14 protein-coding genes are annotated in these 15291 nt (G+C 64.6%); 7 read left to right on the forward strand and 7 right to left on the reverse strand.

What is annotated here, in order from left to right; genetic code table 11:
- Positions 1-507 precede the first annotated feature (507 nt).
- From dnaK to DV733_RS16350, 4 genes are all read right to left on the reverse strand, one after another.
- A complete protein-coding gene (gene dnaK, locus DV733_RS16335) occupies positions 508-2409 on the reverse strand; it encodes a molecular chaperone DnaK (protein WP_049993035.1) in 1902 nt (633 codons plus the stop codon).
- Between the two features lie 173 nt (positions 2410-2582).
- Positions 2583-3380 (reverse strand): nucleotide exchange factor GrpE, encoded by a 798-nt coding sequence (gene grpE / locus DV733_RS16340; protein WP_079979379.1) that lies wholly within the window; start codon positions 3378-3380, stop codon positions 2583-2585.
- Between the two features lie 45 nt (positions 3381-3425).
- Entirely contained in the window at positions 3426-5555 is a 2130-nt protein-coding gene (locus tag DV733_RS16345) for an outer membrane protein assembly factor BamB family protein (RefSeq protein ID WP_049993036.1), read from the reverse strand.
- Positions 5556-5783: 228 nt separating this feature from the next.
- The gene (locus DV733_RS16350; RefSeq protein ID WP_049993037.1) at positions 5784-6377 is read right to left on the reverse strand and encodes a DUF6663 family protein; all 594 of its coding nucleotides are present in this window, start codon (positions 6375-6377) and stop codon (positions 5784-5786) included.
- A 102-nt stretch (positions 6378-6479) separates the two neighbouring features.
- On the opposite strand from DV733_RS16350, the gene DV733_RS16355 reads away from it, so the two are divergent.
- From DV733_RS16355 to DV733_RS16365, 3 genes are all read left to right on the forward strand, one after another.
- Positions 6480-7208: a fumarylacetoacetate hydrolase family protein gene (locus tag DV733_RS16355; protein WP_049993038.1), complete on the forward strand. Its 729-nt coding sequence runs from the start codon at positions 6480-6482 to the stop codon at positions 7206-7208.
- Between the two features lie 106 nt (positions 7209-7314).
- Positions 7315-7959 carry an SdpI family protein gene (locus DV733_RS16360; RefSeq protein ID WP_049993039.1) on the forward strand — a complete coding sequence of 215 codons (645 nt, stop codon included), beginning with the start codon at positions 7315-7317 and terminating at the stop codon, positions 7957-7959.
- Between the two features lie 167 nt (positions 7960-8126).
- Positions 8127-9716 (forward strand): GMC family oxidoreductase, encoded by a 1590-nt coding sequence (locus DV733_RS16365; RefSeq protein ID WP_049993040.1) that lies wholly within the window; start codon positions 8127-8129, stop codon positions 9714-9716.
- Positions 9717-9755: 39 nt separating this feature from the next.
- Here the strand turns inward: DV733_RS16365 and DV733_RS16370 are convergent, their stop codons facing one another.
- The 3 genes from DV733_RS16370 to DV733_RS16380 all read right to left on the reverse strand — a co-directional run bounded on the left by DV733_RS16370 (position 9756) and on the right by DV733_RS16380 (position 11774).
- Positions 9756-10514, reverse strand: a complete 759-nt coding sequence (locus DV733_RS16370) for an SDR family oxidoreductase (protein ID WP_049993041.1) — start codon at positions 10512-10514, stop codon at positions 9756-9758.
- A 108-nt stretch (positions 10515-10622) separates the two neighbouring features.
- Positions 10623-11081 carry a CopD family protein gene (locus DV733_RS16375; protein ID WP_049993042.1) on the reverse strand — a complete coding sequence of 153 codons (459 nt, stop codon included), beginning with the start codon at positions 11079-11081 and terminating at the stop codon, positions 10623-10625.
- Between the two features lie 54 nt (positions 11082-11135).
- Positions 11136-11774 (reverse strand): chemotaxis protein CheC, encoded by a 639-nt coding sequence (locus DV733_RS16380; protein ID WP_049993043.1) that lies wholly within the window; start codon positions 11772-11774, stop codon positions 11136-11138.
- Between the two features lie 202 nt (positions 11775-11976).
- On the opposite strand from DV733_RS16380, the gene hisC reads away from it, so the two are divergent.
- The 4 genes from hisC to DV733_RS16400 all read left to right on the forward strand — a co-directional run bounded on the left by hisC (position 11977) and on the right by DV733_RS16400 (position 15242).
- Positions 11977-13059, forward strand: a complete 1083-nt coding sequence (gene hisC / locus DV733_RS16385; RefSeq protein WP_049993044.1) for a histidinol-phosphate transaminase — start codon at positions 11977-11979, stop codon at positions 13057-13059.
- 15 nt (positions 13060-13074) lie between these two features.
- Positions 13075-13596 (forward strand): adenylate kinase family protein, encoded by a 522-nt coding sequence (locus tag DV733_RS16390; RefSeq protein ID WP_049993045.1) that lies wholly within the window; start codon positions 13075-13077, stop codon positions 13594-13596.
- Positions 13593-14201, forward strand: a complete 609-nt coding sequence (locus tag DV733_RS16395; RefSeq protein WP_049993046.1) for a CDP-alcohol phosphatidyltransferase family protein — start codon at positions 13593-13595, stop codon at positions 14199-14201. The genes DV733_RS16390 and DV733_RS16395 overlap by 4 nt, the downstream gene beginning before the upstream one ends.
- A gap of 69 nt (positions 14202-14270) precedes the next feature.
- Positions 14271-15242, forward strand: a complete 972-nt coding sequence (locus tag DV733_RS16400; protein WP_049993047.1) for a CPBP family intramembrane glutamic endopeptidase — start codon at positions 14271-14273, stop codon at positions 15240-15242.
- The last annotated feature ends 49 nt before the right edge of the window (positions 15243-15291 follow it).

Here is a 15291-nt window from a genome sequence, read left to right on the forward strand (position 1 = left end):
TACTCCTGGGCAGTGTCGTCGTCGAGGGCCGCTTCACAGAGGGCGCACTCCGTGTCGTCTTCCACTTCGAAGCCACAGTTCGGACACTGGACGCGGGCGACGCTCATGTCCCGTCTCTCGTCGTACTACCTAAAAGACCCAACCGATCGTTTCGGGTTGTTCCGGTTGTTTCGCGACGAGAAAACGGGACTTTCACGCCCGCAGTCTCCCGAATTCACACCTCGACCGAAGCGACTGTTCGCGACTCTCTGGGGGACCGTCTTCACTTCGAGACATCGCCGTCAGACGATCTACTCGGCATCCTTCGACAGAAATAAACAGTTCTTTCGGGAGCTTCGCTCTCGTTCCTCTTCGGAGTCCAGATCGAGCAGACGACTCAGTCCTCGTCGTCTTCTTGGAAAACCTCGCTACTGCTCGTCTTCAGAAAGCTCCCATCGGTCGCTTTCTGAAACTCCGGAAGACGTCGCTACACTCGACTTCCGGGCCCAAGAAGACTCCTCGGACTCGCTACTGCTCGTCCTCGTCGTCTTCTTGGACGTCTTCGAAGTCGGCGTCGACATACTCCTCGCCCTGGCCGGCCGCACCGCCAGCGCCCGCTGCACCGCCTGGACCGGCTCCCGCTGCGCCGCCCGGGCCGGCACCAGCGCCGCCAGCGGCTTGCTGGGCCTGCTCCTGGTACATCTGCTTGCCGATCTCCTGCAGTTCCTCGGTCAGGGTCTCGGTAGCCTCCTCGTAGTCCTCGGTGTCGGCGTCCTCGTCTTCGAGGACTTCCTCCACGTCGTCGATCTTCTCCTCGATCGAGGTCGCGAGGTCGTCGTCGACGTTCTCCTCGTTCTCTTCCAGAAGCGTCTCGGCACGCCTGACCGCCGCCTCGGCCTCGTTGCGGGCCTCGATGCGCTGGCGGCGCTGCTCGTCTTCCTCGGCGTGCTTCTCGGCCTCTTCTTGCATCTCCTCGATCTGGTCGTCGCTCAGGCCGGCACCACCCTCGATGGTGATGTCTTCCTTGTTGCCCGAGCCCTTGTCCTCTGCCGAGACGTTGACGATGCCGTTCTCGTCGATAGAGAAGGTGACCTCGATCTGCGGGGTCCCCGCGGGGGCTGGGGGGATACCCGCGAGGGTGAACTCGCCGAGTAGCTCGTTCTCGGCAGCGATCTCACGTTCGCCCTGGAAGACGCGGATCTGCACCTGCGTCTGGTTCGCGGCGGCCGTCGTGAAGATCTTGGACTCCTCGGTCGGGATCGTCGTGTTCTTCTCGATGAGTCGCTCGAACAGGCCGCCTTTGACCTCGACACCCAGCGACAGCGGCGTCACGTCCAGCAGCACGATGTCGTCGACGTCACCCGACAGGACGCCGCCCTGGATGGCAGCACCCAGCGCGACTGCCTCGTCGGGGTTGACGTTCTTCTTCGGCTCCTTGCCGGTGAGGTCCTCGACTTTCTCCTGTACCTGCGGCATCCGGGTCGAGCCACCGACCAGCAGCACCTCGTCGATGTCGCTCTTGTCGTAGCCGGCGTCAGAAAGCGCCTGCTCGGTCGGGCCGACCGTCCGGTCGACCAGATCCTCCGTGAGACTCTCGAACGTCGCGCGAGTCAGACTCTGTTCGAGGTGGACCGGGCCGTCGTCCGTCGCAGTGATAAAGGGCAGATTGATCTCGGTCTCCTTCCGGGAAGAGAGTTCGATCTTGGCCTCTTCGGCGGCGTCTTTCATACGCTGGAGCGCCTGCCGATCCTGGGTCAGATCGATCCCGTGGTCGTTCTCGAACTCCTCGGCGAGCCAGTCGATGATCGCCTCGTCCCAGTCGTCCCCACCGAGGTCGTTGTCACCGTTCGTAGCGACGACCTCGTAGACGCCACCACCGAGATCGAGGATGGAGACGTCGAAGGTCCCCCCACCGAGGTCGTATACCAGGACGGTCTGGTCCGAATCGTCGTCCAGGCCGTAGGCCATCGAGGCGGCGGTCGGCTCGTTGATGATCCGTTCGACCTCGAAGCCGGCGATCTCGCCGGCGTCCTTGGTCGCCTGGCGCTGACGGTCGTTGAAATAGGCGGGAACCGTGATGACGGCCTTCTCGATCTCGTCGCCGAGATACTCTTCGGCGTCGTGTTTGATCTTCTGGAGGATCATCGCCGAGACCTGCTCGGGTGTGTACTCCTCGCCGTCGAGTTCGACCGTGTAGTCGTCCTCGCCCATGTGGCGCTTGATCGAGGCGATCGTCTCGTCGGGGTTCTTGACGGCCTGGTTCTTGGCCGGCTTGCCGACAAGTCGCTCGCCGTCGTCGAACGCAACGACGGAGGGCGTCGTCCGGTCACCTTCGCTGTTGACGATGATTTCGGGGTCTGCACCTTCCATCACCGCGAACGCGGAATTCGTCGTCCCCAGGTCGATACCGAGGATCTTGTTGGATGCCATGTTAGGCTGACCTATCCGTCAGACCCGGTTAAAAGTTGCTAGACAGCCCGACACACGCCCCCACGAATACAGCCACGGAACGACGTCTGAGCGCTCAGGTAGCCGTCTGTCCGATGCATATAAACCGACCGCTTTCAGAGTGCTCGATCGCGTCCACTACTCTCAAAAATCGATCACTCTTCTTCGCTGACGGCGACCTGTGCCGTCCGGATCACTTTCCCGGCCATCTCGTAGCCGGGGCGGTGCACTTGCGCGATCGTCCCTGGGGGCTGCTCGGAATCCATCCGGACGAGAACTTCGTGTCGTTCTGGATCGACTTCGTCGCCGGGTTCTGGCTCGACTGGTTCGACGTTCTCGTCTTCGAGGATGCGGTCGAACTGCTTGAGCGTCGATTCGACGCCGTCGCGAATGTCGGTATCCTCGTCCTGTTCGAGCGCTCGTGTGAGGTTGTCACGAACGTCGAGCAATCTCGTCACGAGATCCTCGGTCGCACGGGCCTGTTCCTCCTCGCGCCGTTTTTGCATCCGCTTTTTGTAGTTCTCGAAGTCGGCTTGTTTGCGCCTGATCCTCGATTTGAGATCCTCGAGCTCCTGTTCGTATTCGGCGACGTCAGATTCGAGCGTGTCGACTTCGAATCGGAGCGTCGCGATCTCGTCGGCGACTTCCGCTGCAGGTGTCGACTCGACGTACTCGACGATGTCGTCTGCCACGTCGAGATCAACGTCGCTGTCGTCCCGGGACTCGTAGGCCACGTCTCTATTCGATGTCCCAGCGTCGGAGTCGGTCTCTTCATCGGCGGCCTCGTCGGCCGCCTGCTCGGACGGGGTCGATTCTGACGAGTGGTCCTCGTCCTGTGGTTGTTCTCCGGCCGCCGTCGACGCCGCTCCGGACTCGGCGTCTCCATTCGCTTCCGACTCCGTAGTCTCTCGTTCGTCGTCGGCTGCGTCGGACGTCCCGTCCTGCTCGCTCATGTTGGGACAATACCGGCACGGCGATAAAAGGGTTGAGAAACGACGTTACGCTGACTCGTCGGGCGACTCGTCGTCCGTGGGCGTCGTCTCCGCACTCGAATCCCGGTCACTTTCCGTCGCCGCGTCACCGGCCGATCCGCCGGTTTCGTCCATTGACTCGGTCTCGGTCGAGGATTCGGACGGAGCGGACTCGTCTGACTCCGTCTCGCCAGCCGACCCGTCGGTCGACTCGACCCCGCTGCCGTCGGCTGCTCTGGGCGCGCCAGTCGCCGAGTCGGTCGGTTCGTCGGACCCGGTCACGTCGAAGTGGAGCCAGCCGGCGAGGCCGAGCAAGCTCGCGAGACCGCCGGTCCCGATCTGTAGCCACTCGTCCATCGAGTCGCCACTGCCGCCAGTCGAACCGCCGGCCGATCCACTGTCCGGGCCATCCAGAGCCGCCTCGGACGGAGTCGTCGTCGGTGTCTCTGTCGGGGTGGGCGTAGCCGTCGGGGTGGCTGTCGTGGTATCTGGAGGCGTCGGCGTGGGCGTCGTCGCCGCTTCGACACGAACGTTCGAACTCACGCTATCAGTGGCACCGTCGTCGTCGATGACGGTCAACTCGACGTAGTACGATCCCGTCTCGGGGAACGTATAGGGGACTGTCAATCCCGAGTACGAATCGGTGCCGATGACCCAGTTGTACTCGACGATTTCCCCGTCCGGGTCCGAGGAGCGCCCGGCCGAGAAGATGACCGTGTCGCCTGGATTCGGATTCGAGGGCGAGACGCTGAACCCGGCCGTCGGTGCGATCCCTGCGACTGGAACCGTACGGATTGCCGTATCGACGTTTCCGAACTTGTCTTCGACCGTCAACCGGATGTCTCGATTGCCCTTCGTCGAAAACGAGTAGCCGGCAGTCTCACCGCTCAGCGTCTTGCCGTCGATCTCCCACTCGTAGGAGACGATGAGGTCGGACGGTTTCGACCCCGTGGCGTCGAATCGAATTCGTTCGTCGGCGGCCGGTTTCTCCGGGCTGAAGGAGATCACGGCCTCGACCGACTGCTCGATCGCAAACAGACCGCGGTCGCTACTCTGGACGTAGACGGTCCCGTCGTACGCCGCTGGAGACGATTCGACTGGCCCACCGGTGTCGAACGTCCACTGTTCGTCTCCGCCGTCCGCTTCGAGCGCGTAGACTGACCCGTCCTCGCTGCCCGCGTAGACGACGCCGTTGGCCACTGCCGGCGCGTGGACTGCACCAGCTGTCTGGTACGACCACGACTCCGAGCCGTCGTAGACGTCGAGCGCGTAGAGGAAGCCGTCCTCGCTGCCGACGTAGACTGCCTCGTCGGTGACGGCGACCGACGACGTCCCCGCACTCTCGGAGTCGAAGACCCACTGCTCGGAACCGTCGCTAGCGTCGAGCGCGTAGACACGCCCGGTCGCGTCGCTGGCGTAGACGGTCCCGTCGACGACACTCACCGCGTTCTCGATCGCCCCCTGACAGCGATAGCGCCACTGTTTGGAGCCGTCCGTTGCAGCAAACGCGTAGACGAATCCGCGTTCGTCACCGACGTAGACGGTCCCGTCCGCGACGGCAGCGCCCGCAGAAACGGAGTCGAAGAGATCGGTCTTCCGTGACCAGCGCTCGCTTCCGTTCTGACGGTCGAGCGCGTAGATCCAGCCGTCCTGACTGCCGGTGATCACCATCTCGGACGTGACTGCCGGCGCGGCTGTCACTCTCCCGCTCGTGCTGACCACCCACTCAGTGTCGCCGTCGGCACGATTCAGGCCGTAGATGTTGTTCTCCGCACCTACGTAGACGAAATCGCCGCGGACCGACGGCGCCGACGTGATCGTCTGTTGCCACCGCGCTTGCCAGCGCTCAGAACCGTCGTCGGTCGCGATCGCGTAGACGTTGTCGTCGAGGCCGGCGAACACCGTGTCCTCGGTGACCGCTGCTGACGAACCAGCCCCGGACGACCGAAACCGCCACCGCTGTTCGATGTTCAGTTTCGGCCCACGGTTTCCCGGGGCGTGGCCCGAATTCGCCGTGTCGTACCCAAATTGAGTCCATCCAGCCTCGGCGACGGTCCCCGACGCCGTCCCAGCACCGAGTCCCAACCCGGCAGTGACTGCCGTCGCGCCGAGTCCTGCCAGATATCGGCGACGCGTCGATTGTAACTCCCGTGTCATTCCATCACCTCGAGCCAGGCCATCCGTGGTGTCGAAAGAAGGGTCGTCATCGTTGTATCCAGAGATAGTCGTTCGCGCCCAAGAGTCGTTCTCTTTGCCGGCCGGTGTGGGGGGCGTGACCGAACGACACCGGGATCCAGCACGGTCATTATATCCGTCATCTTGGATCTCGACCAGTGATGAGTCTTCCCGTTCACGCCACACGGCTGAGAGGAGGACAGCCGCCCCTCACCCGAGCGGTTCGGCCGGCCGCTCACACGAGTACGTCTCCCGAAGCGTATCCGCGAAGTGGCCGCCCTTCTCGAAGGCGATCGTGACGACGACGAACGCACCGTCCGCCGGTCGGAGGACGAACACCTCCCGCGGAGCGACGTCGGCACTCTCGTTGACTCGGTCGATCAGCGGTTCGATCGGCCGTGCCCCTTCGCGGAACTCCGTGAGTCGATCTTCGAGTGGGGGCTCGGCGAAGACGTAACAGACGCCGTTGGCTTCGCCGTCGGTGTTGTGTGTCACGCGGCTGTTCATCCCGTCACCGCTCGCGCGCGCCTCCTGCCAGACGTCTCGGGCGACCTCGAACACCGGTTCGATCCCGTCGGCGAACGTGTACAGCGTCGACCGCTGCACAGTGAATCTCTCGACTGCCGGCTCGGGGGCCGACCAGTCGAGCGTTGCGTCGAGGAGATATCCAGGGTGGACGTCGTCGAGACGCGCGTCGCTCCCGTCGAGCCGGACGACGACCGGATCGAACGTTTCCCGATCGAGGAGCCGAAGCGTCCCCGACTCCGGGCCGGGAAGCACGCGAACCCGGCGCTGTTCTTCCATACCAGAGTTTCGAGCCCGAGCGGGGAAAAGGGATCGAACCTGAGTCGTCAGGGCCAGCCGCGGTCCCGCAGGCTTTTCTCCCGGCCGGTCGTGGCTCCGGGTATGGACGACGTACGATTCCGCGATCCGGCTGGCACCGTACGTGAGGGGCTGTGGCACGACGACCACGTTCACTTCGGCGACGACGCCTACGACCTCGAGGAGGTGGACGTGCTGGCCCCGTCCGAACCGACGAAGATCGTCTGCGTCGGGCGTAACTACGCCAGACACGCCGACGAACGTGGCGAGGACGTACCCGACCGGCCGCTGCTGTTTCTCAAACCGCCCAACGCCGTCGCGACCCACGGCTCGACGATCACGCTCCCCGAAGGCAAGGATCGGGTCGAGCACGAGGCCGAGCTCGCGGTCGTCATCGACCGCCAGTGCAAAGACGTCGCCCCGGAGGACGCCGAAGATGTCATCCGCGGGTACACCTGTTTCAACGACATCTCGAACCGTGACGATCAGGACCGCGAGCAGAACTGGATCCGCGGGAAGGCATTCGACAACGCCGCGCCGATGGGGCCGGTCCTGACCGAGGATATTCCCGACGACGCGGCCATTCGACTGCGGGTCAACGGCCAGACGCGCCAGGACTCCTCGATCGAGCACTTCATCTTCTCCATCCCGGAGTTGATCGCGGAGATCACGGCGTACATGACGCTGGAGCCGGGCGACGTGATCGCGACCGGGACGCCCGAGGGCGTCGGACCGCTGACCGACGGCGATCACGTCGAAGTCGAGATCGAGGGCGTGGGGACGCTCGAACACGAGGTCCGGCAGGCGGAGTGACAGACCAGCCACGACGCAGGTGGCGAAGCCCGACTTTCCGAGCCTGAAACTCTGTTCCCTTTTTTATACCGTATCCGTTCGATGGTCCGAGTGAGGTCACACACCCATGCACTCGACGCATCGGTACGGACTCGGTCTGGCGATCGCCGCGGCCGCCGGGGTCGCGAGCCTGCTCGCCGCCCCAGAACTCCCCCAGGAGGTCGTCACCCACTGGAACGCTGCTGGCGAGGCGGACGGCTACGCGCCTCGCTGGGTCGCGATGGCTCTCCTCCCTGCGCTGAGTGTCGCCATCCTGGCGATGTTCGCCGTCATCCCACGGATCGATCCGCTCGGGAGCAACATCCGGGAGTTTCAGGCCGCTTACGAGTGGTTCGCGGTCGGGACGGTCGCACTGCTGTCGTACGTCCACGCCGTCCTATTGTTGGTCAACGTCGGCGTCGAGGCGTCTATCTTCCAGCTCGTCACGCCGGCCGTGGCCGCGCTGTACGTCGCCGTCGGGTTCGTCCTCGACCGCGCCGAGCAGAACTGGTTCGTCGGCATCCGAACGCCCTGGACGCTGACCGACGAGCAGGTGTGGGACCGAACGCACGAGCGAGCCGGACCCCTGTTCAAAGTAGCCGGCGTCGTCACCCTCGGTGCGCTCGTCGTCCCGGAGTACGCGACGGCGTTCCTCGTCGGCCCCGTCGCCGTCGTCGCGCTCGTGACGACAGTGTACTCCTACGTGGCCTACCGCCGAATCCACCACGGCTGAGAACCCGCTGACAGCGACGCTCCTCCACCTCGCTGGCGCTCGGCCCTCCACCGTCCCGCTGACGCCCGATTTTCCGTCGTCACCGCAGATTCTTGGCCCCAACCACGCCCCTGGCTCCCGAGCCGCAACGACAACGCCTAAGTTTAGGCTTGCCTAAGCCACGCCGAATGGCGCGAGATCGGTCCGCTTCGGAGCGAGTCGACGTCTGTATCGTCGGTGCGGGACCGGCAGGCGCGCTCGTCGCCCACCGCCTGGCCAGCGCGGGCTACGAGGTAGTCGTCCTCGAAGCCGGCCCCAGATTCGACTTCGAAGAGCGGATCGAGCGGATGGAACGGTCGATCCGTCCCGCCCACCCACCCCAGTCAGTCTGGGACGTGGGCGGGCCGCGTGACGCCTACACCTCCTCGGGTGAGATGCACTATCCCCTCAATCACGCTCGCGTGAAAGGCGTCGGCGGGACCAGCCTCCACTGGCAGGGGATGGTGATGCGTCTGCACGAACGCGATTTCGACGGCGAAAACGGCGGCGATCCCTGGCCGATCGACTACAGTGACCTGCGGCCGTACTACGCCGACGCCGAGCAGGCCATCGGCGTCGCCGGGGCCGACGACAACCCCTTTGCACCGCCGCGGAACGAGCCGTTTCCGCTGCCGGCGTTTCCGCCTTCGCACAGCGACTCGATCTTCGCCCCTGCCTGCGAGCGATTGGAGATCACGACCCACTCGATTCCGAACGCTCGGAACTCCGAACCCTACGACGGCCGCGGTGCCTGTGTCGGCTACGGGACGTGCAAGCCCATCTGTGCCTCCGGCGCGAAGTACGACGCGACCGTCCACGTCCGGAAAGCCGAGGACGAAGGTGCGCGAGTGATCGACCGCGCGCCCGTTCAACGACTCGAACACGACGACGCGGGCGAGCAAGTCGAGGCCGCGGTCTACGCGACCCCGGATGGCCAAGAGCACAGGCAAGAAGCCCGCGAGTTCGTACTCGCGGCCGGGGGGATCGAGATTCCGCGACTCCTCTTGCTCTCTTCGAGCGAACAGTATCCGGACGGCCTCGCGAATTCGTCGGGGCTGGTGGGCCGGTTCTTCACGGAGCACCTCGCAGCGCGGGTCGGCGGGACGGTCGACCGTCCCACGCGTCAGAAGCACGTCGGCTTCAACACGACCGAGACCCACCAGTTCTACGACAGCGACGACCACATGCCGATCAAACTCGAATTCCTGAACTACGCCGGTCCCTCGCCCGTCGAGGATGCCCTCCACGCCGACGAATGGGGCGACGACCTGCTCGGGAGTCTACGCGAGACCTACGGCAACTATCTCGAGGTCGCCGGGCTAGTCCAGCAGGAGGCCCGCGCGGACAATCGCGTCACGCTCGACACCGAGCGGACGGACGATCACGGCAATCCCGTCCCGGAGATCGAGTGGTCGATCAGCGACCGGGATCGGGCGACGATCGAACGGGCAAACGAGGTCCAGCGCTCGATCCTCGACGAACTCGACGCCGACGTCGAGTGGGTCGTCGGCCCGGATTCGACCGGGCCGGCGTTCCACCACATGGGGACGACCCGGATGGGCGACGATCCAGCGTCGAGCGTGGTCGATCCCAGCTGCCGGACGCACGACCTCGAAAACTGCTGGGTCGCTTCGAGTAGCGTCTTCGTCACTGCGGGCGCGATGAACCCGACGCTGACAATCGCAGCGCTCGCACTCAGGGTCGCAGACGACATCGTAGAGCGCCTCGCGCAACAATAGTGCGGCGGGAACTGAGGCCTCAGCGGCGGTGACTGGGCCTTACTGCGTGACGTAGCCGCCGTCGATGACCAGCGATTCGCCGGTGACGAACGAGGCGTCGTCCGAGCAGAGCCAGACGGCAGCGTCGCCGATCTCTTCGGGTTGGCCGATCCGACCCATCGGCGTCGCGGCTTTCACTTGCTCCATCTGCTCGGGGGAGTCTTCTTGAGAGCGTTGTACCATCGGCGTCTCGATGACGCCCGGACAGATCGCGTTGACCCGAACGCCGTCACCGCTGAACTCGATAGCAGCCGTCTTGGTCAGCCCGATCACACCGTGCTTGCTGGCCACGTAGGGGCTCAGCCCTGGGAAGCCGACGACGCCCGCGATGGAGGCTGTGTTGACGATCGAACCGCCACCGCTCTCGAGCATCGCCGGAATCTCGGCGCGCATACAGTTGAACACACCCTTGAGGTTGACGTCGATCACGCGCTCCCAGTTGGTCGTCGGCTGTTCGGAGGCCGAGCCAGTCTCGCCTTCGATCCCCGCGTTGTTGAACGCGAAGTCGAGCCCGCCGTAGGTCTCGACTGCCGTCTCGACCATCGCCTCGACGTCGGCCTCGTCGCTGACGTCCGTCTCTACGAACGTCGCTTCGCCACCCGCGTCTGTGATGGCGGCGACGGTCTGTTCGCCGTCGTCGACGTTGACGTCGGCGACGACGACCGATGCCCCCTCCTCAGCGAAGCGAATGGCCGCCGAGCGCCCGATACCAGTACTCCCGCCCGTTACGATCGCCACTGCGTCCTGTATGCCTTTCATAATGAACACCGTACCAGCGCTTCGATCGCTGGTCTACCAGACTATTCGCTCGCGGATACCTTAACATCGACTGAAATTATCAGAAAGAGATAAAGATAGAGTCGTCGGTTACAGTCCACCGGAGATTGCACCGGCGTCGATCAGCAGCAGGACGGCGACGGCAGTCGCCGCGAGAAGGAACGGCCGGGCCTCGCGAGCGGGCTCGCGGACCTTCTGCTGGCTCGTCCCCGACGTGAGTTTGCTCGCGCCGACCTCGACCAGCCCCATCAACACGAGCCAGAGGACGATCATCCCGATCAGGAGGTGGCCGCGGGTCGTCTCGAAGAGGATGGCTGTCTCGGTGTAGCTCAACAACATCGCCATCCGGATGCCGGTGAGCGGGAGAATGACGGCACTGACCCGGGAGAGCAATTTCAGGCGTCCGGTGATCGATTCCAGCGGGGCCGCGTCGAGAGTTCCGTCTCTTGCGAGCGGGAGAATTCCCCACGTCACGAACACGACAGCGCCGGCCCAGAGACCGGCGAAGACGAGGTGGATCGCGTACAGGCTTGCGAGCTCGATACTCATACGCGAGTGGGGGAACGGGACCGCCTTCAATGTGGAGGATCCACGGCCACAGAATCAGGGGAGTTCGCCTTTTGATTCGGCGCGGTCGGCGATCTCCTCGACCGAGAGGTGATCGAGCAGGTTGACGAACGAGCCGGGATCGGGGACCAAAAAGACTCGAACTTTGAACGCCGCGTCCTCGTCGGCGACGTCGATCATCGAGTCGAGGACGATCGACAGCGAGTCCTTGCGAACGTGTGAGAGGGTCTGTTCGGCGACGGTAACCCCGCTGGAGTAGCGCAGCTCCGGCGTCTCCATATCGATGGTCGTCCCGAGGGTGTTGGCGATGCCGTCGATGAATCCCGAGGTGAGGATGTTACACATCTCCTGGAGTGCACTCTCCTGAAGTTGGTTGAACTCACCGTCGACCGCTGTCCCAGTCATCAGCGCGGCCATCTCTTCGCCGGTTTCCCGCGGGAAGGTGAGCAGAAAGACACCGTAGGGAGGTTCTCGAAGCTGGATCGACGCACTGTAGAGTTCGTCGGTGCCGATCTCGGCGGCGATGTCGGCCGGCTCGACGAACGAGAGGCTCTTGATATCGACCCTCGATTCGACGTCGGCCAGCGTCGCCAGCGCCTCGGTGACGTTCTCGGTTCCGCTGCGCATCAACTGATTGATGATGCGGAGTTTTCGAATGTCGATCAGCAGCGGCATTTCCTGACTGATAGTTACTGGCTCGCGTGGTAGTCGTTTCGGTTGGTAGTACGACACGGCAGGTCAGCCGTGGCGGTTAGCAATACGACACGGCAGGTCAGCCGTGGCGGTTAGCAATACGACACGGCAGGTCAGTCTGTCGGACGAAACGCGTCGACACGCCTTGGGCACGCTTAAGACCCGCCGTCCGCTTGCCACAGGTATGGAACCACGGGACCTCTCGAATCTCTCGATCTACCGCGCGGGCCGCGGCATCGAGGAGGTCGCCCGGGAACTCGGTCTCGATCCCGACGACCTGATCAAACTCTCCTCGAACGAGAACGCCCTCGGGCCCTCACCGAAGGCCGTCGCGGCCATCCGCGACGTCGCCGAAGACGTCCACTACTATCCCAAGTCATCGCACACGGACCTCATCGCCAAACTGGCCGATCGCTGGAACGTCGACGACGAACAGATCTGGCTGGCCAACGGCGGTGACGGCGCGCTCGATTACCTCTCGCGCGCCATGCTCGACCCCGGCCAGGCCGTCCTCGTGCCCGACCCCGATTTCACCTATCACGGGATGGCCGCCCGGTATCACCACGGCACAGTCGAGGAGTTTCCCATCTCGAAGGCCGAGGACTTCCACCAGTCGCCCGAGCGCGTCCTCGACGCCTACGACGGCGAGCGGATGGTCTACCTCACGAGTCCGCATAACCCGACAGGGTCGGAGGTCACCATCGAGGAAGTCGAGCAGATCGCAGCAGAGACCGACGAGCAGACGCTCGTGGTCGTCGACGAAGCCTACGGCGAGTTCACCGAGCGGGAGAGCAAGGTCGAACTCGTCCGCGAGCGCGACGACGTGGCCGTCCTCCGGACGTTCTCGAAGGCCTACGGGCTGGCGGGGATCCGGCTTGGCTACGCGATCACGCCCGCCGAGTGGGGTGACGCCTACGCCCGGGTGAACACGCCCTTCGCCGCCAGCGAGATCGCCTGTCGCGCGGGACTGGCCGCCCTCGACGACGACGAATTCCTCGAAGAGACGATCGAAACCGCTCGCTGGGCCCGCGAGTACATGCACGAGCACCTCGAGGCCGAGACGTGGGAGAGCGGCGGGAACTTCGTCCTCGCCGAAGTCGGGGACGCAAGCGCCGTGGCCGACGACTGCCAGCGCGAGGGCGTCATCGTCCGGGACTGTTCGAGTTTCGGCCTGGAGGAGTGCATCCGGATCACCTGTGGAACGCGCGAGCAGACGCCCGAGGCCGTCGAAACCATCAACGAGGTGCTGGCCGATGTCGAAGACTGAACGGGGGATGGGGGAATGAGGGTTGTCGTCACCGGGACACCCGGCACGGGCAAGACGACGGCCGTCGAGCACCTCGATCTCGACCAGTTCGACACCGACTTCGAGGTAATTCACCTCAACGACGTCATCCGCGAGCGCAACTTCACGACTGGGCGCGACGAAGACCGAGACTCGCTCGTGGCTGATCTCGACGCCGTGGCCGAGTGGCTCGACGGCCACGGCGACGCGATCGTCGAGTCCCATCTGGCCCACGAGTTCGACGCCGACAGGGTCGTCGTCCTGCGGTGTACGCCCGAAGAGATCGAGCGCCGACTCAACGAGCGCGGTGAGTCAGCCGGCTCGGCGCGGGAGAACGCCGAGAGCGAGGCGCTGGACGTCGTGTTAGGTCACGCCGTGCAGAACCACGGCGAGGAGCGCGTCTACGAGATCGAGACGACCGACCGGACGCCCGAGGAAGTCGCCGCGGAGATCGAAGCTGTCATCGCCGGGGATCGTGAACCGAGTGCTGGAACCGTCGACTACATGGAGTATCTATGACGCTCGACCAACTCCGGCCGCTGGCCGACCGGGCGCTGGGGCCGTTCGTTCGGGGTGCCGCGAAACTCGGCCTGACACCGAACGCCGTGAGCGTGCTCGCGATCGTGCTCGCCGGCGGTGCAGCCGGCGCGTTCTATCTCGGTGGCGACGAACCGATCTTCTACGCCGTCGGTGCGATCCTGGTCTTTCTGAACGGCTGGCTCGATCTGATCGACGGCGCGCTCGCGCGGAAACTCGAGGTCGCGAGCGAGGCCGGAGACCTGCTCGATCACGTCCTCGACCGCTACGCTGACATCGTCATCCTCGTCGGCCTGGCCGCGGGCATCGCCCGGTACGACCTCGGCCTCGCTGCGGTGACCGGCGTTTTGATGACTTCCTATCTCGGCACGCAGGCCCAGGCCGTGGGATTGGATCGGGTCTACGGCGGCCTGCTCGGCCGGGCTGACCGACTCGTCCTGATCGGGTTCGTCGGTGGCGCGGCCGCGGTCGTCACCGATCCGATCGAAGGGTTGACCATCGTCGGTTGGCTGCTCGTCGTCTTCGCCGTCGTCGGCCACTTCACCGCCCTCCAGCGGTTCTACTACGCGATGCGGGACCTTCGGTAGCGAGTGAGACCGACCCAGGGCAGTTCGTGTCACTGAAATTTTATTTCTAACCCAGACGTACATCTCTGTATGGGTTCGTTGGGTACGGTACGGAAAGGCTTGGCGTGGCCGTTCTGGAACCGCCGCGAGCGCCGGCTCCGTGCCGGCTGGCGGATCACGACGATGCTCGCGCTCTATCTCGCGATCACGATCGCGACGATGGTCACCATCGAGTCGCTCCTGCCCGGCCTCGGAGAGTACGCAGCCCCGTTCGGCATCGCTCTCACAGGGCTGCTGACGGCCTGGCTGGCGGTTCGGTTTCTCGATGGGCGTCGGCTACGATCGCTCGGGCTTCGGGTCGACCATCGCTGGTGGCGCGAACTTCTCGTCGGTGTCGGCTTCGGGCTGTTCACGACCGGCGGCGTCCTGGCGATCTACCTCGCGATGGGGTGGGGAACGATCGACGGCTGGTTCGTCGCCGAGGACGGACTGTTCGTCGTCGCCTTCGGCCTCAGCGTCGCGACCTACGCCGCGGTAGCTCTCCTCGAAGAACTGCTGTTCCGGGGGTACTTCGTGACCAACGCGACCGAAGGCGTCCCCTCAGGACTGGTCCGGCCGCTCGGACGTCTCGTCCCACGGCGGTGGCTCGCGGGCGTCCCCGTCGTGATCGCGGTGGCCGTCTCCTCGCTGGTGTTCGCAGAGTTCCACGGCGACTCGCTGACGGCGATGGACTACCTGCACTTCTGGCTCGCGGGTGTGCTCCTCGCGATTCCGTACGTGCTGACGGGGCGACTGTGGCTCTCGATCGGCCTCCACTGGGCGTTCAACGTCGGCCTCACGTCGCTGTTCAACGTCGAGGGAGGGTTGCCGGCACTGATCCGCCTGGAGATCGACGGACCGTCACTGTGGGTCGGCGAGGCCGCCCTCACCGAGACGGCGATGATAGCCGTGACGATCCTGCTGGTCCTAGTGTGGGCTCGCTGGCGTGGGTTCACCCACCTCGACGACGCGTTCCGCCGCGACAGCGACCCCGTGGAAAGCCACGCAGTGGCCGACGACTGAGAGCGATTTACCACTCCGACCGCACGACGTCGTGCGGTCGATGCGAAAC

Source organism: Halapricum salinum, from assembly GCF_004799665.1.
Lineage (GTDB): Archaea > Halobacteriota > Halobacteria > Halobacteriales > Haloarculaceae > Halapricum > Halapricum salinum.